We start from the raw sequence: 22,763 nt of genomic DNA, 5'->3' as shown, positions 1-22,763 counted from the left end.
ACCGATCCGCATCCAGTTGCCAGGAAGCTCGCCGGAACGCCGGCGCGCCAGAGAATTTTCTTGACAACGCGCCCCCGCCCGTGTGACAGGGAAGCTGTACGTGTGTCGGATTGACGCGCCACGGAATGGGTCGCGCGCGCTGAGAAAGGGGGCGCCTCATGCTGTATTGTCCGAATAGAGCCATAATGGGGCCGAACCGGGGATTTCCGCTCGCCGGCAAGCATTATGCGCGCGTGGGGCGGGGGATCGCGGCAACTGCGGCGATGCTGATCTTCTTGCTCACCGCCGTTGGAGTGGCCGCCGCGTGCACTTCGGACGCGGAGTGCGATGACGGGGAGTTGTGCAACGGAATCGAGACTTGCGGCCCCGGGCAGACCTGTCAGCCCGGGACGCCAATGGTCGACGGCTTCCGTTGCGAAGACGACGACATATGCACGACAAGCGACGTTTGCGAAGGCGGCGTGTGCGTCGGCACCGGCGGCGCGGATACCGATGCCGACGGCTACTGTGACGCTGCCGAGCAACAGGTGTCCTGCAATCCGCTCGACCCGGCCGAGATTCCGCTGCAAGCCAATGTCTTCTCCGGCGGTCGCAGCCAGAGTGGCGGAGAAGTGCTGCTCGCGTTCCGCGCCCCGAGCGACCGGGACGTGTCTGTTGCGACCAATCCTATCTGCGCTACCAGCGGGACGTGCCACCTGGCAACGGGCTTGTGCACGGCCGGCAAGGTCGCAGACCCGTGCCTCACCGACACTGACTGCAATCAGCCGGCGAACACGTGTCGGCTCGTCGTCAACTACGCCGGCGTTCCCGACCTCGGCGTGCAACTGCCGGGAGAGCGCCGCCCCGCGTTCTCCGTAACGCTCAAGGTCGCGCGCATGGAGGCGCAGGACCTGAGCGCGGCGTTCACGCCGATCACGCCGGGGTGCACGCGCAAGGTCGATGTGGTGTTGCCGCCGGTGTTCACGCGCGGCGCCGTGAAGTTGATTGCGCGGGGCACCACGGCGGGGCGACGGCGAAGCGACCGGGACCGACTGAATTTCACCCCGTAGCCGCACAGCGGCGGTTCGCCCGAACCGCGGTCTCCCTCCCTCGAAGCCAAGGTCAAGGATCGGCGCTGGCCGATCGTGCTCGCGTTGACTGGGGCGGCGGGCCGTGCGTATCATCAGCCGTGCTGTTGGGTGGATGGTGAGGTTCTTGCCTTGCTCCTTCGTGGACAACTCTGCGCCGCTAAGTGGGCGGACCTGATCGGCGACGATGGACGCTAACGCGGTCGGCGACAACGGCGGCGCCACGGGAACGCTGCGGATCGTTCCGCTCGGCGGCCTCGGCGAGATCGGGCTCAACTGCCTGCTCATCGAATACAACGGCTTCGCGATCGGCATCGATTGCGGGTTGATGTTTCCCGAGATGCACATGCTCGGCATCGACCTGGTGATTCCCGATCTCAGCTATCTGGACAGCCTGGGGGAGCGTTTCCTCGGCTTCGTGATCACTCATGGCCACGAGGATCACATCGGTGCCTTGCGGTACGTACTGCGCGAGATCGACGTGCCGGTGTACGCGCCGCCTCTGGCCGTGGGGTTGCTCACCGAGAAGCTGCGCGAGTACGACCTTGCCGGACGCGCGCGCCTCGAGGTCTTCCGACCCCGCCGGCCGTGGCAAATGGGTCCCTTCGGCATCGAAGCGGTCCAGATGACGCACTCGATCGTCGATGCCGTTGCCCTGGCGATCACGACCCCGCTGGGGACGATCATTCATAGCGGCGACTTCAAGCTCGACCAGACACCGATCGACGGAGTGACGTCGGATCTGCAGGGGCTTGCCGAGTACGCCGCGCGGGGAGTGCTCCTGCTTCTCTCCGATTCGACCAACGCCGATCGCCCCGGCTACACCCCCTCGGAACGTCAGGTGCACAGCGGCCTCGACCGCATCTTCGGCGACGCCGGGGGCAAGGTGATCTTCTCCACATTCTCGTCGCACGTGCACCGGCTCTCCCAGGTACTGGACCTGTCCCAGCGTTACGGGCGCCGTGTGGTCACCCTCGGGCGCAGCATCAACACCAGCATCCGCATCGCCGAGCAACTCGGCTACCTCGAGTTCCCCCCGTCGCTGTTCGCCGAGGTGAGCGATCTCAGGCAGTTGCCTGCCGGCGCCGTGACCTTGCTCGTGGCGGGTAGCCAGGGCGAGCCGCTCTCGGCGCTGATGCGCATGGCCGTGGGCGACCACGGACAGGCACGCGTCGATCCCGGCGACGTCGTCGTGCTGTCGTCGCGCATCATCCCGGGAAACGAGAAGCCCATCGGCAGTCTCATCAACCACATGTATCGCCGCGGGGCGACCGTGTGCCATGCCGGCAGCGCGCCCGTGCACGTTTCCGGACACGCCAGTCAGGAAGAGCTCAAACTGCTGTTGACGCTGGTGCGTCCCCGGTATTTCGTGCCGATCCATGGCGAGTATCGCCAACTGGTCGAGCACCGCGGCCTGGCGCAGTCCGTGGGCATACCCGCCGAACGGACTTTTCTCCTCGAAGACGGCCAGGTGCTGCAGATCGACGGCGGCGGGGCGGCGGTGGTCGAACCGGTGCACGCGGGTCGGGTGTTTGTCGACGGAAAGGGCGTGGGCGACGTCGAGGATGTCGTCCTGCGCGACCGCCGCCACCTGTCCTCCGACGGCCTGGTCCTCGCCATCCTGGCCATCGATCAGCAAAGCGGCGAGGTCATTCAGGGACCGGACCTCGTTACGCGGGGGTTCATTCCGGAGCAGGACACCCAGGAATACATCCAGCGGGCACGCACGGTGGTTCTCGATGCGCTCGCCGAACTCACGGCGGAATCGCGCGCGGACTCGCTCGAAGTCAAGGAAGAGGTGCGCAAAGCGCTCAAGCGGTTCTTCACCAAGACCCTGGAGCGTCGTCCGGTGATCGTGCCGTTCGTCATGGAGATGTGAGGTGGGCGCACGCAGTGGAGCGGCAGTAAGGCCGGTGGAAGAGCCGGGCTCGGCCCAACGACTGAACGAGGTGGCGGGCGTGGTCGTGTTCGCACTGGCGGCGTTCGCACTCTTGAGCCTGCTGTCGTTCCAGGCGGGACAGCCGCGCGCCAATCTGGGCGGCCCGATCGGCTACGGTATCGGCAGCCTGCTGATGCCGGCACTCGGCCGCGCCGCCTTCCTGCTGCCGGTCTATCTCGTGGCTCTGGGATGGCGCTTGCTACGTTCCGGGTTTGCGGAACTGTCGATCGTCCGGCTCGCCGCGGCGTGCACTGCCCTCGGCAGCGTGGCGGTGACCCTGGGACTGCTGAACCCGACCGCGGAGGTGATACGCGCCGGCGGCTGGTTCGGCGGTTTCGTCGCCACCATCTTGCGGGAGGGATTCGGCGCCGTCGGTGCGGTCGTCGTGACGGGAGCATCGTGCGTGCTGTCGTTTATGTTCTCGACGCGCTGGACACTGCAGGCCGGCGCCTCGGCCCTGACCGTCCGCGCGCGCGCAGCAGTCGATCGACTGCGCGGCAGCGGCAGCGACGGGGAACCGCCCGCGTCCGCCCCGGAGCGCAGTGCGGCCAACCGCAAGCGCTCGCCGACCGGAAAGGGCACGGCGCCCTTGATCGTTTTGCGCGACGCACCCGAGCCGCTCCCGTCTTCCCGCACGACGCGGGAGTCGCCGCAACCGTCCCTGCCGTTTGCCGGTGACGGCGATTACGACCTGCCACCGCTCAGTCTGCTCGACGAACCGAAACACAGCGGCGTTCGCATCGAGGAGGAGACGCTGCGCAAGAGCTCCGAGATCCTGGAAGCGAAGCTCGCCAACTTCGGCATAGAGGGACGCGTCGTAGCGGTACGCCCCGGGCCGGTGATCACCACCTTCGAGATCGAGCCGGCCCCCGGCGTTAAGGTCAATCGGATCACCAATCTGCAGGACGACCTTGCCATGGCACTGCGCGCCGTGGGCGTACGCATCCTGGCTCCCGTCCCCGGCAAGGCCGTGGTCGGCATCGAGGTCGCCAACAAGGATCGCGAACACGTCTTCCTTACCGAGATCCTCGAGAGCGAGCCCTTTGCCCACTCGGCTTCGAAGCTGACCCTCGCGCTGGGCAAGGACAGTGCCGGCAACCCGGTAGTCGCCGACCTCGCACGCATGCCGCACCTCCTGATGGCTGGAGCGACGGGCACCGGCAAGTCCGTGTCGATCAACGCCATGATCATGAGCGTGCTCTTCAAGGCTACACCGCGCGATGTCCGCTTCGTGCTCATAGACCTCAAGATGCTCGAGCTCTCGCTCTACGAGGACCTTCCGCACCTGTTGGTTCCCGTGGTGACCGACCCCAAGAAGGCGGTCATTGTCTTGAAGAACCTCGTCGAACAAATGGACGAACGCTACCGGCTCTTGAAAGAGAAAGGGGTGCGCCACATCGACAGCTACAACCGCGTGATCGAGCAGGAGGCGGAATCGGGCGGGATCATCGAGCTCACTGACCTTGTGGACGACGACGAAGCCGAGCCGCTCCGGCGTCACGAGCACATGCCGAAGATCGTCGTCATCATCGACGAGCTGGCCGACCTCATGATGACCGTCGGGCGCCACGTCGAGGAGCCGATCACGCGCCTGGCGCAGAAGGCCCGTGCGGCCGGCATTCACCTGATCTGCGCCACGCAGCGGCCGTCGGTGGACGTTATCACGGGTCTCATCAAGGCAAACTTCCCGGCGCGCCTCTCGTTTCAGGTGACGGCGCGCGTGGACTCGCGCACCATTCTCGACTCCATCGGCGCCGAACGGCTGCTCGGCGGCGGTGACATGCTGTTCCTGCCGCCCGGTCAGGCGCGGGTGCAACGGTTGCACGGTGCGTACGTCTCGGAGGCCGAGATTCGCAAGGTGGTGGGCTACGCCAAGCAGCAGGATCGGCCCTGCTACGCGATGGAACTCCTCGAGGGCAAGGACGACGAGGACGGAGGCGGCGAGGATGACGAATACAACGACGAGATGTACGACCAGGCCGTGCGCCTCGTTACCGAGAGCCGCCAGGCGTCGATTTCGTGGGTGCAGCGCCGCCTGCGGGTCGGATACAACCGGGCGGCGCGGATGATCGAACGCATGGAGCGCGAGGGAGTCATAAGTCCCGGCGAAGGAGGCCGCCCCCGTGAAGTTCTCGCGCAGGCGCTGGAGGATTGACGTGACTCGTATCTGCGCCGGCTCGTTGGCGACGCTCCTGCTCGCCACTGTGGCAGCGGCCGCCGGCCCGGACGCCGACAGCGTCGTGCGCAAGGTTCAGCAGCGCTACGACGAAACGCGCGATTTCACCGCCGACGTCGTCCAGGCGACAACCGTGGCCAGTCTCGGCAAGACCGTGACCGCCGAAGGAACCATGGTGTTCAAGAAACCGGGCCGCATGCGTTTCGAGCTCGGAGGCGACGCGGCGCAAATCATGGTCGCCGACGGGACGACCCTGTGGCTCTATCAACCGGAGGAGCGCCAGGTGTTGAAGACGCCCTTCGATGCGGCGTTTCGCGCCACCACGCCGGTGTCGTTCCTCACCGGAGTCGGCCGTATCGCGGACAACTTCTCCGCGAGCCTCGCGCCGCCTGACGCGGCCGAAAACGCGCTTGTCCTCGATCTCACGCCCCGCAAGGCGAACGGCGGGGTCGGAAAGCTGCGGCTGTACGTCGCGCGAGACAACTACGACATCCGCGGCGCCGAGGTGCACGACCCCCAGGGCAACGTCAGTCGCCTGACCTTCACGCGTATGCGTCGCAACGTCGGCGTTGACGACGACCGCTTCGTATTCCAGGTGCCGCCGGGAGTCGATGTCGTCACCGCACCGTTGCCCGAATGAGCGAGGTCCTGCCATGCCTTCTTTCGATATTGTCTCGCAGGTGGATCGCCAGGAGATCGACAACGCCGTCAATCAGGCCCGCAAAGAAGTGGGACAGCGTTATGACTTCAGAGGGTCGAAGACCGAAATCGCTGTCGAGGAAGATACCCTCCGCGTCGTGTCGGATGACGACTACAAGGTGAAGGCCGTAGTCGACGTTCTGCAATCCAAGCTGGTGCGGCGCGGGGTTTCGTTGAAAGCCCTGGAGTACGGCAAGATCGAACCGGCTGCCGGCGGCCTCGCACGCCAGGTCATCACCGTGCGCCAGGGGATCGACGCCGACCACGCGCGCGAGCTCACCAAACTGATCCGCGACAGCAAGATGAAAGTGCAGGCTCAGGTGCAAGGCGATCAGGTGCGAGTGATCGGCAAGAAACGCGACGACCTGCAGGCAGCAATACAACTGCTGAAAGCGCAGGACCTCGACCTGCCCCTGCAGTTCGTCAATTTCCGCGAATAACCCGCCGTCCCGGCCTCCGCCCTATCCGCCGGCGGCTGCGGCCGAACCGCAGGCCGGCGCGACAAGGCCGCCGCTTAAGCCACTTTCCGTGGCTCCGTCTCGCGCGGCGTCTCGTAGAAAACTCTCCAGGCATTGCGGTACTGCGCGTAACGGCCCCGATAGGGCTTACCCGCCCCGTGCAAGCTGAAGGTCGGACCGGTGACCGCCGTTGCCGGAATCACGAAGATCTCGTCTTCGGTACGGCGCCGCTTGGCGACGCAGACGAACACATCGCAATACTTGCGTTCCCAGTGGCCGTGCCGGTGGAAGTTGAAATTCCAGCTCCTGTAATCGTAAGCGTAACGGCGCCCGTTGACCGTGACCGTATGGGCGTAGCGGCCCGGAAAGGCCACTCTCAGGGCAACCCGGATATACCCGTTGACCAAGAGGTCGAACTTGCCGTTGCGGGGTACGTCCTTGACTTCGAACCCCATGCGGCGGAGGCGTAAGGAGACGGCGTTTCTGGCGGCTTGGTGTTTGTGCTGGCGATTCATCTGCACGACCCTCTGGAAAGTCACAGCCAGAGACCGCCGATTCAATCGCCCCACCCATGCACGCCCCACCGCCACTGGGATCAGAGGCTGTATTTCGCTTATATCCCGCTGGCAACGATCTAGCAACGAAGTTTTACTGCCCCCGCAACTTGTCTCCCGATAGCATCCGACATGCGCCCGCCGAGCCCATGCCGCGGCGCCAAGCGCCTCCGACCGCATACATTGCGCCCAGCCTTTTCCGACGGCTGGGAATAGGGCGGGTGCCGCTCTCCCAGCCTTGCGAGGTCTAGGAATGCAGAGTGCCCCCGGGCTAGACTTGGACCTCGGTTTGAAAAAACGGGACCGGGGGGCACGCAATTTGCCTGAGGAGATTCTCGCATGCTTGTGTCCGATTTAATGCAGCGCGAGGTTGCGACCCTCGAAGCGGCCGACAGCCTCGATCTGGCTGACGACGTGATGCGGCTCGGCCGCATCCGGCACATGCCGGTGGTATCCGGAGAACGCCTGGTTGGCATCCTCTCGCAGCGGGATCTGTTCCGCGCCGCGGTTTCTTCGTCTCTTAAGATGCACCGCAGCGCCGAACGCGAGTGGCTGGCGAAGATTCCGGTCCGCGATGTCATGACCGGCACCGTGGTCACGGTCGGCCCCGGCGCCACTCTCGCGGAAGCCGTCCGACTGATGCTCGACCGGCGTATCGGCTGCCTTCCGGTGGTCGATCAGGGACGCCTGATCGGCCTTCTGAGCGAAAGCGATTGCCTGCGCCACCTGGCCAGGCTCCTCGACATTTCGGAGGCCAAGAACCGCCTCCCCGAGTTACCGGAGGAGTCGACGTGACCCCATGAGCATCGCATCCGGCGCCGGCTCCCCGCCGGGTGTCCGCAGCCAGCCGCATGCGCGCGGCAGCATACTCGTCGTCGATGACGAGGGCGTGCATCTCAACGGCCTCCTCGAGAACCTCCGTGACGAGGGATACGAGGTCACCGGCGCCATGAACGGCGAGGAGGCCATCGTTCTGCTCGACAAGCAGCCGTTCGAGCTGATCATCACGGACATTCGCATGCCCGGTATCGACGGCCTCGACGTGCTGAGACATGCGCGCGAGGTGGCGCCGCACGTACCGGTCATCCTCATGACCGCCCACGCCACGGTCGAAACGGCGGTCGAAGCCCTGCGCCGTGGCGCCAGGGACTACGTCCTCAAGCCGTTCCACGTTACCGAGATGCTCTCGAAGATCGAGCAGCATCTGCACACCCAGCAAATCGCCTGGGAGAACGAGGAGCTGCGTCACCAGGTCGAGTGCCAGTGGGACTTCGACAGCCTCGTCGGACGTTCGACGGCGATGCGCGAGGTCATGAACCTGGTACGCCGCGTCGGTCCGACCCCGAGCACCGTGCTGATCACCGGCGAGAGCGGCGTCGGCAAGGAAGTCGTCGCGCGCGCGGTGCATCACTTCAGCGATTATCGCGATCGCATCTTCCTGCCCGTCAACTGCGGCGCGATCCCCGAAAACCTCCTCGAAAGTCAGTTGTTCGGCCACGTCCGCGGCGCGTTTACCGGGGCGGTCAGCAATCAGGAGGGTCTCTTCCAGCGCGCCAAGGGCGGCACGATCTTCCTCGACGAGATTGCCGATATGCCCTTCAATCTCCAGGTCAAACTGCTGCGAGCCATCGAGGGCAAGGAGATCCAACCCCTGGGCGCCGGCCAGCCGCTGCGAATCGAAGTCCGGATTATCGCGTCAACTAATCGGGACCTCGGGCAGGCAGTCGAGCAGGGCCGGTTCCGCGACGACCTCTTCTACAGGCTCAATGTCGTTAACATCGAAATCCCGCCCCTGCGCGAGCGGCGCGAGGATATTCCGGCCCTCGTCGAGCACTTCATCGCGATGCACAATCGCGAACTGAAGAAGGCCTTCAAGAGTACCGACAGTGCGACGCTCAAGCTGCTGATGTCGCTGCCCTGGAAGGGCAATGTCCGCGAACTCGACAACATCGTCGAGCACGCCATGATCCTCGGCGAGGGCGAGTGGATCACGCTCAAGGATCTCCCGCGCGCCCTGCAACAGGATGCCGGCGTGCCCGCCGCCCCGGCCAGCGATAACCTGCGCGACGCGTTGCGGGCCTACGAAAAGGCGCATATCCAGGCGGTGCTCGCCAGAGTCGACCAGGACAAGAAGGCCGCCGCCAAACGCCTTGGCGTGTCTCTGTCGTCGCTCTACCGCAAGCTCGAGGAGTTCGAGATCGGCCCCAGCCACCACGCCCTACCCGCCTGAATGCCGGGCACGAACCCGGTGCATTTGACCATGACACGGCGGTGAAGTCGCCGCGGCGCGTCGCCACGCCGATCGGCGCGGCGCGGCGCCCCCGTTCCGGTAGACAAGAAGGCTTCGCACCGGCGCGAAGCCGCCCTGCCCCGGCGACACGACACGGGGTAGCCGGCGGTTGACGTCCGTCTACTGGCCCGGTTCGTGCTGCTGGTCACAGCGGCCGCGAACGATTCGTAGCATACGGATTCCGAGGGACGCCGGATGGACGGTTCGAGTCAGACCGACGGCAAGCCGAGCAGGCCGCAACCCGGATCGGACCGGGGCAGGCGCGTGCCCGATCGCCTCGCCGCCCGGCGGTTCGAACCGCCGTCCGTCGACGTCCCGCGAAAGCAGTTGAGGACGAAGCCCGGCGAGCGGATGTCGTCCGCTTGCGCCCTCGCCAACCGCGACAGCGATGCAGAGGCCACACCGGCCTCGGAGTCCGCCCCACGGACTGCACTCAGGAGCAACGAGTCGCTGTCGCCCGCGCTATTACGCGCATCCCGGCCGTCAGCTTCGTCCCCACCTTCGCCCGCGCAGGGGTGCCCCGTGTCGACGTGAATCGGCGCCCCTGCGCTCCACCCGCTGCCCGCCCTCCGCCGCCCCATTGACCGCGCCGCTCTGCGCGCGTACCTCTGGCTCCGACCGGAGCCCACATGGAGACCGCCCTGCGCCGCCTCGTACTCGTCCGCCACGGCGAAACCGTCGGCGAGTCCAGTACCCGGTATCACGGCGTTACCGACGTGGCCTTGAACGAAGTCGGCGTCGCCCAGATGAATCGGGTGCGCGGGGCTCTTGCGGAAGAGAGCTTCGACCTGGCGATTACCAGCGCTCTGCAGCGTACGATAGCGGCGGCGGCCATCGTCGCACCGGCAGTACCGGCGCGAGCGTTGCCCGGTTTCAACGAGATCGATTTCGGCGACTGGGAAGGCCTGACCCGCGACGAGATCGCCCGCCGCGACCCCGAGCGCTACGCGGCATGGCAGGCCGCGGGTGCGGCGTTTACTTATCCGAACGGCGACGCCGTGGCGGCATTCCGCGGGCGCGTTGCCGCGACGTGGCGCCGGATCGTCCCGCAACTGCCGGTCCGCGTAATCGTGATCGCGCACAAGGGTGTCATCGGAACGATTCTCGGCGAGCTGCTGCATCTCGCTCCGGCCGAGCGCGCGACCCTGACGATCGACCTTGCATCGATTCACATTCTCGGCACGGCTAACGGGAGAGGCTGGGTCGCCGACGTCTTGAACGACGTCCGGCACCTGGGCGAACCGTTGTGAAGCGCCGCGGCAGCCTCGCCCTGTTCGGCGGTCCACCCGGCGCCGCGGTCGATGACCTCGAGCTGTCGCCCATCAAGGCCGTCGAGCTGCAGGCGAGCCGACTCGCCGACGTCGTATCGCTCGCGCAGGGCATTCCGAGCTTCGACACCCCGGAGCCCATAAAACGCTACGCGGCCGACAAGATCGCCGAGGGCGCCTGCGCGAAGTACTCGCTGACGCCGGGATTGCCGCAACTGCGCGAACTGATCGGCGAGGCCCTGCGCCACGACGGCATGCAGTACGATCCCGATGGCGAGATCGTGGTCACGTGCGGCGCCATCGAGGCGGTAACCGCAACCCTGCTGGCATTTGTGGAGCCGGGCGACGAGGTCATCCTCGCGTCGCCGACCTATGCGTCGTACATCCCGGCCATTCAACTGGCCGGCGGCCGGCCCCGCTTCGTGGCGCTGGACGAGGACGCCAACTTCGACCTCGACCCCGATGCCATCGCCGATACGATCACCCGCAACACCCGCGCGATCCTCCTCTGTAATCCCAACAACCCGACCGGAACGATCTACTCCACGGCCGCGACCGAGCGCATGATGGCTCTGGCCGCCCGCCACGGCCTGCTGGTCATTACCGACGAGGTGTACAAGGATTTCATTTACACCAACGAGCCGCCGGGGTGTCCGGCGAAGCTGCCCGCGCATCGCGACCGGGTGGTCCGCATCTGCTCGTTCTCCAAGGCGTACGGCATGACCGGCTGGCGGGTGGGTTTCCTGCACACGGCGCGCCCGCTGGCCGACGCGATTCTAAAGGTGCACGACACGCTGGTAACCTGTGCCCCGGTCGTATCGCAATACGCGGCCATTGCCGCCCTCGAACTCGGCGAGCCGTTCATCGCGCAGTTCCGCGAGGAGTTCCGCCGGCGCCGCGCTCGCATCATAGAACGGCTCGATGCCCTGCCGAGGGTGTTCGACTACCAGAAGCCGAACGCGTCTTACTTCGCGTTTCCGAGGGTGAAGGACACCGTAACCATGGCGCGCGACTCCAGAGCGCTGGCCGCCGACATTCTCGAGCGCGTCCGGGTTGCGGTCGTGCCCGGTGTGGCTTTCGGCCCCAGCGGCGAGGCCCATCTCCGTTTCTGTTATGCGCGCGAGATCGACGACATCGACCGTGCTTTCGACCGGCTGACCGACTACTTCGCCGGCCGCGTACCGCGCGCGTACGCAGCCGTCCCGCCGCCACCGCCTCCCGCTCCGGCCGCACCGCACCCGCTGCGTCAGGTCGCCGTCGAGACCCTGCACGGACTGGCGCGGCTATCGATTGCCCGGGGCAAGCCGCGGATCGTCGCCATCGCCGGCGGGAGGGGGCGCACCGTGCTCAAACGCCTGCTCACGGAGCTGCTCGCCGTCCCGTTGCGGGTGCGCAGCAACCCCCTCTCGTACAACACCGAGGTCGGCGTTGCCTTGGGCGTCCTCGACATAACCCCCGACACGCGCAGCGCGTTGTCCTTAGCGACCGGGCTCGCCCGCGCCGTGTGGCACGCTCTGTTCCCGTCGCCGGTCGACGTTCTGGTGGTCGAGCTGGGGGTTCGGCAACCAGGCGACATGCGGCGCCTGCTGCGCATCGTCCAGCCCGACGTCGCCGTGATCACCCCGCTGTCGCCGAGTTACTCCGATGACCAGGACGGCTTGACGGTCCTGCGCAACGAGATGGCAACGCTCGTCGAGGCGACCCGGCAGAGAGGTGGAAGCGTCGTATTGTGCGGCGACGATCCGGCGCTTCAGGCCATGGACCCGTCGGGCGCGGCGCATCGCTTCTCGACCGCGGCTCTCCGCGAGCGCGGCGGGGAGCGCTGGCTTGCGGTCGAGGGACAGGACTACCGACTGGGGCGCGAGATCGTCGGCGACAGCAGCCTCTACGCCCTCACCGCCAGCGCCATGGTGGCACGCCTGCTCGGCATCGCCCCGGACGTCGTGCAGCGCTTCCTGGAGCGCGAAGCGTCCGCGCTGCGGTGAGCAGGGGACAGGCAGTTAGCCTTGATATGACAAAGTAAATCCGCAGATGGCGCAGATTTCGCAGATCAGGCGCTGGAATCGCCCGCGTGCGGAACTCGTCTTCGAACCCATTGCCAATGAGCTTCGGATCGGCTCCTGAGCTTCGAGGGCGGCGTCACTCCCGGCGGCTGTTTGCAGGCATCTGCGTTCATCTGCGCCATCTGCGGACCCCGGGTCTATTGTCACATCAGGGTTAGCCCCGACGCGGCCAGTGAAGGGGGTCCGGGCCGGCAAGCGCATCCTTCGGTCGAGCGATCTTTCATTGATATTGTTCTCGCCGCCATGGTACTCAGGAACTCGCTATGGGGGGGGCAGACCAAATCGGCAGCCGGCACCATGGTGGAGCGTGCGCTCCGCGCGCGCTCTCTTCTCTTCATGACGGACGTCGGGTGGACGGCGCGGCGAGTCCGAACGCGCGCGGGCTGCGCCGGGCTCGGCCTCAAAACAACTCCAACTGCCTCTTCCTTCGCGTCACCGTGGCGAAGTCGGTGCCGAGAAAACGCAGAATCGCGTCGGCTACCGGGGCGAGCTGATGATCGATGTAGTGCGCATAGTCGGGCACGGCGGTCAGCGCTCCTACCGGTTCCGGTCCGTTCGTCGTCATCACGTACGCGACGATACGGCCGGGCAAGGTTCCCTGTTTGCGCGCCGCCTTGACGTGCGGCGGGGTGGTTCGGGTGTATGCCGCGAGCTCCTTGCGGATCGCCTTCTTGTAGACCAGTTCGTCGTCGAACCGACCCGCCTGCAGATCGGCGACGAATTCGCGAACGTAGTCGTCCACGGCAACGTCGTGGAAGACCCGGTCGAGAAGACCGCGCTGGAAACGCTTGCTGACCGCGCTCCAGTCGCGACGCACCGCTTCCAGACCGACGAACTCGATGGTCTCGTCGCCGCCGGCCGCGACCAGACCTGCGTACCGCTTCTTGCTACCCCCCTTGCCCCCGCGGAGTTCGGGCAGAAAGAAGCGCGTGTAGAGCTTCTCGAACTCGAGCTCGAGATGACTCTTGCAGCCGTAAGTTCTTTCGATGTGTCCGGCAACCGCCGCGCCAATCTCCGCGCATAGCCTCTGCCCCAGAACGAGCGCCGCCGCCGGGTCCGCCTCGGCGGAGAGAACGAACAGCGAGTCTGTATCGCCGTAGAGCACGGCGTGATCCCTGGCGCGCGCCTCGGCGGCGGCACGGCGAATCAGATCCTGACCGAAGTGGGTCACCGCGTTGGCAACCTCGGGCGAAAAAAGCCGCGAGGCGCCCGCGCCGAGAACGCCGTAAAAGGAATTCATCAGGATCTTGATGGCATTCGACTTTACTGTCTGGCCGGCGCGCTTGGCCGCTTCGCGTTCGGCGGCGAGCGTCGCCAGCAGTTCGGGCAGGACGCCGGGGAGGTCCTGCCGGAACGCGGCGCCGTTGGGCGCCCGGACGGCGGTCGGAGGCGCGGCCCCGCGCACGAGAGTCAGAGGGTCGAGGTTGAAGGTGCGGATGATGCTCGGATACAGGCTCTTGAAATCGAACACCAGCACGTTGCGGTACAGACCCGGCACCGAGTCCATGACGTAGCCGCCGGCGATATGGGCCGCCGCCTCGTGCGGGTTTACCGAGGGCGCCACCGCGCCGCGCTGGCGTAGCGCGTGCAAGTAGAGCGAGTCGACCGAAGCGATTGCCGCGCTCACCCGATCGAGCTGCATGCCGGTGAGCAGACTGCGCTCGACGGCGAGGTCGATCAAGCCGGTGGCGTCGAGAATCTCGTTGACCAGACGCGCGTCCTGCAGGTTGTAATCGACCAGCTTCTGCGGCGCGTGCAGGTAGGCGTCGTCGATGGCTGCGAAGCGCTCGTCGCCGGCGAACAGTTTGCCGCGACCGAGGAAGGTCTGCGCCGCGGTTTCGAGCTTGTAATCGTCGAGCTTGATGAACGCACCGCGCATCAAGGCCAGCCCGTCGAGCGCCTGGCGGCCCATCACCACGGCGCGCGACTCGCGGCCGAACGACTGGTCCTTGCGCAAATCCAGCGCATCCTCGGTCCGCCCGATGGCGAAGGTCACACCGTGGCGGCGGGCCGCACGGGCGAGGACCGCGAGATCGAAGTCGACGACGTTCCACCCGGTGATGACGTCGGGATCGAGTACGCGCAGGTACTCGAGAAACCGGCGCACGGCGGCCTTCTCCGACGGCACCGGCTCCGCATGCTGGAAGATATCGTGATGCACGAGGATGACCCGCTCGAAATCGGCCATGTGCAGCGCAATCGACCGGACCTCGTCCGCCGTGGCGTTGGTCTCCACGTCGATCGACAGCACGCGCAGCCGCGGCGCCCAGGTCGCAGGCTGCAGCGCGGGATTGAGGAAGACCCGCCCGATGCGACCGTGAACCTCGCCGTGCCCCTCGACGGCAAACGCCCCGCGGATGCCACGGTCGATCAGGTAGCGATAGGCGAACCGGACATCCGCCTCGAGGCACGCGATGCCCGCGTCTTCCAGTTTCCGCCTGAGCGGCGGGATGTCGCCGGGCAACTCGACGGTGACCTTGACCACCGGCCGGCCGTCAAGGGTTAGCAGCTCGCTCGGTTCGACGTGGGCCAGCGGCGCCACACCGGCGAGCCGACTACCGTCGCGGGCAGGGACAAAGAAATACGGCCGGGTGCGATCGTCGACGACGAGGCAGGGCTCGCCGGACTCGAGGACACCGTACAGCCTTACCTCCGGAACGCCCCGCACGACCCGGTAAGTCGGCGTTAGAATGAAACCGCGCATCCTCCGGACTCCGCGGGCTGGCGGTTCGGCCGCCCGACAACCCGCATCACCGTCCCACCGATCTGGCCAGCCGCACCGCCGCCTCGATGGTGCCGCGCAATACCGGCGGGACGCCGGGCGAACCCGCGGCGTTCGCGGCCTCGGCGACGTCCAGGGCCAGGCGCGGCTTCGAGACCGCGCGAATGGCGCGGGCAATTACGGCGGCCGGCTTCTCGTTGCGCCCGGGGGGCAGCGGGCGGCCGGCCTTGTCGACCAGGCGGGCGGCGCGGCGGTAGACCTCGGCGTAACCGCTGTTCCACAGGCACAGCTCGATATCGCGCTGGCGCACCTGGGTAATGTGCGCCTCCGCCGGAGCGCCGCCGAGCCGCTCCCGCGCCAGCTCCGCGTAACCGCGGCCCGCCAGGTCCCCGTCGGCGAGCAGGTGCCATGGAATGCCCAGCCCGGCCGCCAGCTTGATGAGCGGTTCGACGCCGCACTGGGCGAATTCCAGACAGCGAACCCCCTCGGCGGGAAAGTGGTAACCACACTGGCGCGCCAGCTCGGGCAGCAGCCAGAACTCGGTCTCGCCTTCGACGAGCAGCCAGCAGCGGGCGAACATCGCCGACGCGCGGTTGACGCGGATGTGGTATCCGAGCCGCCGCAGCTCCTCCAGGCTAAAGGTGTCGGCGTGCAGTCGATGCACGTGAACCCGTTGCGGCCGCCGCTCCAGGCGCCGCACCGAGTGCATCGGAATCGAAGCGAGCAACTCCCCGGAATTCGTGCTGATGATCTTCTGCGCGGGTACGCGAGCGATCAGTTCCCAGAGCGACGCGAGCATCACCGGGTGCAGGTGCACCTCGGGATCCTCGAGAGCCACGATCGGGTGCGCGTCACTGGCGAACTGGCGGTCGCCGCGCGCCGCCAGCATCGCCCCGACGACCGCAAGCTGGGCCACGCTGCGGGTGCCCGACCCGGCCCGGCGCAGCGCGTCGCGCCGCACCGTGTCCGGAGACATGCTCCCCGGGGCCTCGACAAGCGCCTCGATCAACCGCGGCGGCTGCGCGGCGGTCGCTACCGGCCAGGGCACCCCGGGACCGTAAAGCCGGTCGGCGGCCGCTACTGCCCGCGCGATATCGCTGGGCCGCGGCTCCGTGCGCGTCCCCCGCAGCGTGCGATAGGCGCGCAGTATCTCGGCCTCCAGCCGGCGGCGGCGACCTTCGCCGCCGTCCGTATCGAGCCTCTTCGCCCGGTCGCTCTCCGCTTCCGGAGCCCCCACCGCGTCGGAACGGAGGAGCAGCATCGGGTAGCGTCGCCGCAGGGCGAGCAACGGTTCCGGCCCGGTCGCGCCGGCCAGCGGTTTCCCGCTGGCATCGGCGAAGCTCCACACCGTACGAATACCCCCGTCTTCCCTCGTAGCCTCGACCGCGAGACGCAAGCGCGTCCGACGCGACGGGCCGGCAAGGACAGCCTTGCGCAGGGGCGACGTGTCCGGAATCGCATCGCCGTCGTCGGCGGCCTCGAAGGTGAGCACGATGCGGATCGGCGCGCCGCCGGCCGCGGCGCCCTTCTCGGCCGGCTCGTGGAAGTCACCCGGTTCGAAGGCGAACGCGGTACCCTCCGCGCCGGCGCCGAGGCAGATCGCCAGTGCATCGAGAATGCTGGTCTTGCCGAAGTTGTTCTCGCCGATGAGCGCGGTGACCGGATCGAGGTCCATGTCGAGGGCACGGATGCCGCGGAAGTTCTCGATCGTGGCGTGGGCGAGGAGCATGGCGTCGCGGCGTTGGGCCACGGGGGTCAACGTGGCTTCCAGAGGCCCACGAGACCGGCACGGCGAATGGCTCGATCGCGCGTGAGGAGAGGCAGATTGAGAGCTTGCGCCGTGGCAACGATGACGCGATCGGCGGGGTCGCGATGAAAACTCCTCGGTAGGCGCAAGAGTCGTTTGGCGACGGCCGGAGAGACGTCGACCAGGGACACGGTTGCCGGTGAAGCAGCAATCTCAATCCACTCGTCGAAACCAGGCTGCAACCGCACGCGGCCGAGTTCGACAAGGAGGGCCATCTCCCAGAGGCTGATAGTGGAGAGAAACGGCGGGCGGCCAGTTTCGGCCAGGGCGTCGAGCGCCTGCCGTTCCGCCGCGCTCAGGTCTCCGGTTCCGTCGAGCCACCACAGCCACGCGTGCGTGTCGAGCAGTGGCGGCGCGGTCATTTCAACGCCTGTATGTCCTCGTCTACGACAACCGGCGAGAGCACATCCCCCATGTGAAGGACGCTCCCGCGCAGCTTCTGCCACGGCCGCTCTTCGGTTGCCGGCGGAGGCACGAGCTGCGCTAGAGGCCTCCCGCGTTTGGTGATCAGCACCGGCTTACGGGTCTTACGGACACGCTCCATTAGTTGCAGGCAGTGGGCCTTGAACTCCGTGGCGCTCACCGTTTCCATGTGCTGACCACTGACATGGTCAGATTGACCTGTCAATGCACCTGCGGCACGGGGAGGGCGAAACCGGTGGGCATCTCTCCGTCGTGCCTTCCCCCGAGCTGCCGAGCGCACCGGGCTGGCTACAGGGGGTAGACGTCGATTCCGAGCGCCGTGGCGCCGCGAAGCATGCGCTCGTCGTAACTGGCGAGCCGCACCGGTTGGCCCTGGCGCCGCAGGAAGTCCACCGAGGCGAGGGGCGGACCTTCCTTGTGATTCGGCGGTTCTCGCCGTAAAGAGGTGGGGTTGGACTGCTGCCCGGGGGTGCCGACCCCGGAGCGATCGGGAGGACCCGCGATGGTAACCGCATACACGATCGGCCCGGCCATCAAGGAACCGCACGGACTTTCCCCGCGCATCCGACGGCTGCGCGATCTCTATTTCGAAGGTGTGCGCCGTCCGTGGAATAACGAGTTTACGTGCTGGACCACCGGGACGCCGTGGGACGTCGTGTACGACGAGACCAATTACCACATCGTACCGGAGACGTTCGCTTTCATGGGACCGTTTACGGCCTCGGCGCTGCAGGCGGCGCGGCCCGTGGATCTCGATCCCGACTTCTGGTCGTGGAGCCTTCCCGAACGCCGCGCCTGGCTCAATCGCAAGGTCATGGTCGACTGCGTGCCGCAGGATATTCTTCCCGGCGACCTCGTCGCCGGCGCTCGTTTCAACGTGCTCGTGTCCCGCTGCTGGACCGCCGAGGAAACCCGGCGCCGCGAGCGCCGGCTCGCCGGCCGCGACGGCGTGCGCGCCGCTCTGCGCCGGTTCCACGACCATGGCTACGGCAACGCCGGAGCCACCCCCGGTCATATCATTCCCGATTACGCCCGCGTGCTCACCGCGGGCTGGGCGGCGATCCATAGCGACCTGGCGGAGCGCCACGCCGAGCTTGCACCGGCGGAACAACGGGGGCCGACGGGGGCGCAGCTACGCGCGATGATGACCGCCGCGACCATGGCCCGCGACGTGGCCGCGAAGTACGCGCTCCGATGCCGAGCGCTGGCCGCTTCGGAGTCGGACGCCGCCCGTCGCGCCGAGCTCGAGCGCATGGCCGACAATCTCGAACGCGTCCCGTGGCAACCGGCGCGCGACTTCTGGGAAGCCGTGCAGGCCCTCTGGCTCACGCATATGCTCGTACTCGCCGACGAGAACTACCCCGGCGCGGGCGTGAGCTTCGGCCGCTTCGACCAGTATCTGTTGCCGTACTGGGAGCGTTCGCTCGCCGAGGGCATGACCCGCGAGTTCGGCAAGGAGATCCTTGGCTGCTTCTGGGTGCATGCCAACACCGCCTACGACGCGATGATCCGTATGGGCGGCAATCAGGGCATCAACTCCAGCTTCGGACAACTCATCAGTCTGTCCGGCCTCGGACCGGACAGCCGGGACATGACCAACGATCTCACCTATGCGGTCCTCGACGTCATCGACGACATGTCGCCAATCCTCGAACCCAAGCCCAACGTCCGCCTCCATTGCGGCACGCCCGAGCCACTGCTCGACCGCGTCGTCGAGATGATCGCCGGCAGTCAGGGCGCTCCCTTCCTGCTCAACTTCGACGAACGCTCCATGGCCGGACTCTTGCGCGAAGCGCGCGTGGCCGGCGTCGAACACCTCGTCAACCCAGGCAACGTCCATGACTACGCTTCGGTCGGTTGCCTCGAGAACACCATGGTCGGGAACGACCGGTCCGGCACCGTCGACAACAACCTGAACCTGCTCAAGGCCGTCGAACTGGCCCTCACCGGCGGTCGCGACCTCGTACCCGCCGTCGACCCGATCGGCGGCCGGCGCCATCGCGTTACCCAGGACGGCCCGCGCACCGGCGATGCGACGCGGTTCCGCACGTGGGACGAGTTCTGGCACGCGTACGTCGAGCAGACCCGCTACATCCTGCGCCGCTGCGTCGATCTGTACGAAATGACCGAGTCGTTGCGTGCCGAGCTGGCGCCGACCCCGTACCTGTCGTGTCTGGTGCGCGGTTGCGCCGAGAAGGGGCTCGATATCACCCGCGGCGGTGCCGAACTCAGCTTCACGACCGTCGAGGCGGTAACCTTCGCGACCACCGTCGATTCGCTGCTCGCAATCAAGTACCTCGTCTTCGACGCCCGGAAGTGCACGATGGCGGAGTTGATCGCCGCGCTGCGGGACAACTGGAAAGGACACGAGTCGTTGCAGGCCTGGGCACGGTTCCGCGCCCCCAAGTTCGGCCGCGACGACGATGCGGCCGACACCGTGGCGCGCAATGTCATGACGGTCTGGACCGAGGAGACCTGGAAGCACACCACGCGCTCCACCGGCCGCCGGTTCCGGCCGGGCATGCTGAGCTGGAACTACTGGGTCGGCGACGGGTACATCATGGCCGCAAGCGCCGACGGCCGGCCCCAGGGCCAGTTTCTGTCGAACGCCATCTGCCCATCCAACGGCGCGGACATTGCCGGCCCGACCGCCAACGCGAACTCCGTCGGCAAGGCTCTCTCGGGTAACCTCGAAGCCGGCGATTGGGGCGATTTCCGGAACCTGCTTCCGAACGGCGCCAGTCACACCATGACGTTCAGCCCTGGCCTGCTCCGCGACCGCGAGCATCGCGAGAAGTTCAAAGCCTTCCTGCGGGGGTACTGCCGCAACGGCGGCACGGCTCTGCAGGTGAACGTGATCGATGCGGAGACCCTGAAGGACGCGCAGCGCCATCCCGAGAACTACCGCCATCTGCTGGTGCGGGTCACGGGTTACAACGCCTACTTCACCAGCATCGGCCGCGAGCTGCAGGACGAAGTCATTGCGCGCGAAAGCCACGCGCGCATGTGAGCCGGGCCGTGCAGTCGGCGTCTACACCCGCCCGGCGCGTTCCGGCCTCCGAGCGCGCGCGGACCGTGTCGGTCCTGAACATCCAGCGCATGTCGACGGAGGATGGGCCGGGACTGCGCACCACCGTCTTCCTCAAGGGTTGCAGCCTCCAATGCGCCTGGTGCCACAACCCGGAGGCCATCTGCTTCGCGCCGCAGGTGGTATGGCATCGGACGCGCTGCGTGGGCACGCGCGTGTGCGACACGGTATGTCGCGAGCAGGCGCTCCGGCGCGACGGAGCGGGCGTGCGCATCGACCCCGAGCGCTGCAATGCCTGTGGCGCTTGCGTCGAGCAGTGCCCCGGTGGCGCCTTCGAACTGCTGGGGAAAACCTGGGATCTCGATGCGCTGGTTGCCGAGGTGGCCCGGGATCGCAGCTACTACGAGTCGTCGGGCGGCGGCGTGACGGTGTCGGGCGGCGAGCCCGGACTGCACGCCGCCTTCGTGGCGGCCTTTCTCGAGCGCTGCCGTGCCATCGGACTGCGCACGGCGGTCGACACGGCCGGACTCGTGGCCCTCGGAGCGCTGCTCGATCTGGCGCGCCACACCGATTTGATCCTGTACGATCTCAAGGAAATCGACAGCGAACGCCACGCCTGCTTCACCGGACAGCCGAACGATAAGATCCTCGCCAACCTGCGGGCTCTGGCCGATCGGATGCGCACCGAGGCGACCCCGCCGGCCCTGTGGATCCGCACGCCGTTGATTCCCGGAGCGACGTTGACCGACGAGAACATCGAGGGCATCGGACGCTTCATCGCCACGTACCTCGCCGACGTGGTCAGCCGCTGGGAGCTGTGCGCGTTCAATCCGCTGGCGACCGACAAGTACGAGCGGCTACAGCTCGAGTGGACGTTTGCCGGCGCGCCGCCGATCGGCGCGAGCGAGCTGGAACACGCCGCGGCGGTAGCTCGACGCTCGGGAGTCGATCCGAAGATCGTCGTGGCCACCGGCATGACCCGCGTCGCCGACTCCGCGCCGGCCGCCGGCGACGCGGTGCGACTGGAGGCCGCGTCGTGACCGTACCGATGCGAAGCGCAGGCGCCGCCGGCAGCGCAACACCCGCAGAAACGAGAGCAAGGCTCGACGATGCGGCGGTGCAAGCGTTTGCGGCCGACGCGAAGGTAGCGTTGCTGGCGACGGTCGACCCGGACGGACGGCCGCACATCACGTTGATCACCTCGATCCACGCCCGCAACCCGAGCGAGTTGATGTTCGGGCAGTTCTGCGAGGGCCGCAGCAAAGACAACGTGCGCCGCGAGCCACGCGTCGGGGTGTTGGCGATGACCCGCGATTTGCGTCTGTGGCGCTGCAAGGCGCGGTGGACCGGCGAGACGCAACACGGCGCGGAGTACGAGCTCTACAACCAGAAGCCGATGTTCCGGTACAACGCCTACGTCGGCATCCACACCATTCACTACTTCGACCTGGTCGCGGCAACCCCGGCCGAACAGGTCTCTAAGGCGGGGCTGATGCTGAGCGCGCTCAAGGCCCAGTGCGCCCGGCCGTTCCTGCGCCCCGCCTCCGACCGGCGGGTCATGTCCCCGTGGGCAGTAAGGCATCTCGGTCGCCCGGCGACTCTGACCTTTGTCGCTTTCGTCGGTGCCGACGGCTTCCCTTCGATCGTGCCGCTGGTGCCGTGTCCTCCGGTGGGTTCGACTCGGATCGCGGTGTTGCCGGGGCGGCGGCACCCCGAAATGGCGGACCTGCGCCCGGGTGCTGTCGTGGCCTGCTACGGCCTCAATCTCGGAATGGAGAGCGTGCTGGTCAGCGGCCCGTTGACGCGTTGGCGCCGTGTTCTCGGCATGCGCGCCGCCGTCGTCGACGTCGACCAGGTCTACAATTCCATGCCGCCCAAGCACGGCGTCGTCTACCCCCCGCAGCCGCTGGAAGCGGTGCGCTTCGAATCGTAGCCGGCGCGGCGCGATCGGGAACGGTCGCACCGGACAAACCACCCGATCCCCTTTTCCATCGAACGGGCGCGGCTACGGAAGCGTCGACACCGCCGCCGCCAAATCGCCGTATACTCCCCACGACCGCACCGATATGCTGAAGTTCGGCTTTGACTCCGTACACGTACTCAGCGAAGCGGTACACGTACTCGTACACGTACTCGTACACGGACTGAGGACCCGCGGCGGTGAAGTTGGACCACGAACGGTTGGACGTTTGCCAGGTGAGCTTGGAATTTGCCGCCTGGTCGTACGAACGCGCCAGGAGGCTGAAGTCCGTGGATCGACATTCTCGCG

The 22,763-nt window shown here is 66.9% G+C and carries 18 protein-coding genes; 12 read left to right on the top strand and 6 right to left on the bottom strand.

Annotated features, from left to right (window positions below; genetic code table 11):
• Positions 1-185: 185 nt before the first annotated feature.
• The 5 genes from L6Q96_18290 to L6Q96_18270 all read left to right on the top strand — a co-directional run bounded on the left by L6Q96_18290 (position 186) and on the right by L6Q96_18270 (position 6,321).
• Positions 186-1,049, top strand: coding sequence for a hypothetical protein (locus L6Q96_18290; protein ID MCK6556505.1), 864 nt, complete (start codon positions 186-188; stop codon positions 1,047-1,049).
• Between the two features lie 205 nt (positions 1,050-1,254).
• On the top strand, positions 1,255-2,946 hold the full coding sequence (locus L6Q96_18285) for a ribonuclease J (protein MCK6556504.1): 1,692 nt from the start codon (positions 1,255-1,257) through the stop codon (positions 2,944-2,946).
• 1 nt (position 2,947) lies between these two features.
• Positions 2,948-5,161, top strand: coding sequence for a DNA translocase FtsK 4TM domain-containing protein (locus tag L6Q96_18280; GenBank protein MCK6556503.1), 2,214 nt, complete (start codon positions 2,948-2,950; stop codon positions 5,159-5,161).
• A gap of 1 nt (position 5,162) precedes the next feature.
• Positions 5,163-5,822 carry an outer membrane lipoprotein carrier protein LolA gene (locus tag L6Q96_18275; protein ID MCK6556502.1) on the top strand — a complete coding sequence of 220 codons (660 nt, stop codon included), beginning with the start codon at positions 5,163-5,165 and terminating at the stop codon, positions 5,820-5,822.
• Between the two features lie 13 nt (positions 5,823-5,835).
• A complete protein-coding gene (locus L6Q96_18270; protein MCK6556501.1) occupies positions 5,836-6,321 on the top strand; it encodes a YajQ family cyclic di-GMP-binding protein in 486 nt (161 codons plus the stop codon).
• A gap of 74 nt (positions 6,322-6,395) precedes the next feature.
• Here L6Q96_18270 and L6Q96_18265 read toward each other — a convergent pair whose 3' ends face one another.
• Complete coding sequence (locus L6Q96_18265) at positions 6,396-6,854, bottom strand: hypothetical protein (GenBank protein ID MCK6556500.1); 459 nt, start codon at positions 6,852-6,854, stop codon at positions 6,396-6,398.
• 378 nt (positions 6,855-7,232) lie between these two features.
• Here L6Q96_18265 and L6Q96_18260 point away from each other — a divergent pair, with 378 nt between their 5' ends.
• The 4 genes from L6Q96_18260 to L6Q96_18245 all read left to right on the top strand — a co-directional run bounded on the left by L6Q96_18260 (position 7,233) and on the right by L6Q96_18245 (position 12,436).
• Positions 7,233-7,688, top strand: a complete 456-nt coding sequence (locus tag L6Q96_18260) for a CBS domain-containing protein (GenBank protein MCK6556499.1) — start codon at positions 7,233-7,235, stop codon at positions 7,686-7,688.
• Positions 7,689-7,692: 4 nt separating this feature from the next.
• Positions 7,693-9,123, top strand: coding sequence for a sigma-54 dependent transcriptional regulator (locus L6Q96_18255; GenBank protein MCK6556498.1), 1,431 nt, complete (start codon positions 7,693-7,695; stop codon positions 9,121-9,123).
• A gap of 689 nt (positions 9,124-9,812) precedes the next feature.
• The gene (locus tag L6Q96_18250; protein ID MCK6556497.1) at positions 9,813-10,433 is read left to right on the top strand and encodes a histidine phosphatase family protein; all 621 of its coding nucleotides are present in this window, start codon (positions 9,813-9,815) and stop codon (positions 10,431-10,433) included.
• Entirely contained in the window at positions 10,430-12,436 is a 2,007-nt protein-coding gene (locus tag L6Q96_18245) for an aminotransferase class I/II-fold pyridoxal phosphate-dependent enzyme (protein ID MCK6556496.1), read from the top strand. Before L6Q96_18250 ends, L6Q96_18245 begins: the two co-directional genes overlap by 4 nt.
• 478 nt (positions 12,437-12,914) lie before the next feature.
• Here the strand turns inward: L6Q96_18245 and L6Q96_18240 are convergent, their stop codons facing one another.
• The 5 genes from L6Q96_18240 to L6Q96_18220 all read right to left on the bottom strand — a co-directional run bounded on the left by L6Q96_18240 (position 12,915) and on the right by L6Q96_18220 (position 18,000).
• Entirely contained in the window at positions 12,915-15,218 is a 2,304-nt protein-coding gene (locus L6Q96_18240; protein ID MCK6556495.1) for a DNA polymerase II, read from the bottom strand.
• A 46-nt stretch (positions 15,219-15,264) separates the two neighbouring features.
• Positions 15,265-16,986, bottom strand: coding sequence for a DUF2813 domain-containing protein (locus L6Q96_18235; protein MCK6556494.1), 1,722 nt, complete (start codon positions 16,984-16,986; stop codon positions 15,265-15,267).
• A 5-nt stretch (positions 16,987-16,991) separates the two neighbouring features.
• Positions 16,992-17,405 (bottom strand): type II toxin-antitoxin system VapC family toxin, encoded by a 414-nt coding sequence (locus tag L6Q96_18230; GenBank protein MCK6556493.1) that lies wholly within the window; start codon positions 17,403-17,405, stop codon positions 16,992-16,994.
• Positions 17,402-17,635: a type II toxin-antitoxin system Phd/YefM family antitoxin gene (locus L6Q96_18225; GenBank protein MCK6556492.1), complete on the bottom strand. Its 234-nt coding sequence runs from the start codon at positions 17,633-17,635 to the stop codon at positions 17,402-17,404. The genes L6Q96_18230 and L6Q96_18225 overlap by 4 nt, the downstream gene beginning before the upstream one ends.
• A gap of 119 nt (positions 17,636-17,754) precedes the next feature.
• Positions 17,755-18,000 carry a hypothetical protein gene (locus L6Q96_18220; GenBank protein MCK6556491.1) on the bottom strand — a complete coding sequence of 82 codons (246 nt, stop codon included), beginning with the start codon at positions 17,998-18,000 and terminating at the stop codon, positions 17,755-17,757.
• Here L6Q96_18220 and L6Q96_18215 point away from each other — a divergent pair.
• The 3 genes from L6Q96_18215 to L6Q96_18205 all read left to right on the top strand — a co-directional run bounded on the left by L6Q96_18215 (position 17,969) and on the right by L6Q96_18205 (position 22,427).
• Positions 17,969-20,476 carry a hypothetical protein gene (locus L6Q96_18215; protein ID MCK6556490.1) on the top strand — a complete coding sequence of 836 codons (2,508 nt, stop codon included), beginning with the start codon at positions 17,969-17,971 and terminating at the stop codon, positions 20,474-20,476. The genes L6Q96_18220 and L6Q96_18215 overlap by 32 nt on opposite strands.
• Before the next feature lie 89 nt (positions 20,477-20,565).
• Positions 20,566-21,534 (top strand): glycyl-radical enzyme activating protein, encoded by a 969-nt coding sequence (locus L6Q96_18210; GenBank protein MCK6556489.1) that lies wholly within the window; start codon positions 20,566-20,568, stop codon positions 21,532-21,534.
• Positions 21,535-21,611: 77 nt separating this feature from the next.
• On the top strand, positions 21,612-22,427 hold the full coding sequence (locus L6Q96_18205) for a pyridoxamine 5'-phosphate oxidase family protein (GenBank protein MCK6556488.1): 816 nt from the start codon (positions 21,612-21,614) through the stop codon (positions 22,425-22,427).
• Positions 22,428-22,763 lie beyond the last annotated feature (336 nt).

Source organism: Candidatus Binatia bacterium (genome assembly GCA_023150935.1).
Lineage (GTDB): Bacteria > Desulfobacterota > Binatia > HRBIN30 > HRBIN30 > JAKLJW01.
The sequence above is the reverse complement of the archived record's forward strand: the minus strand, read 5'-3'. Positions and strand labels throughout refer to the sequence as shown.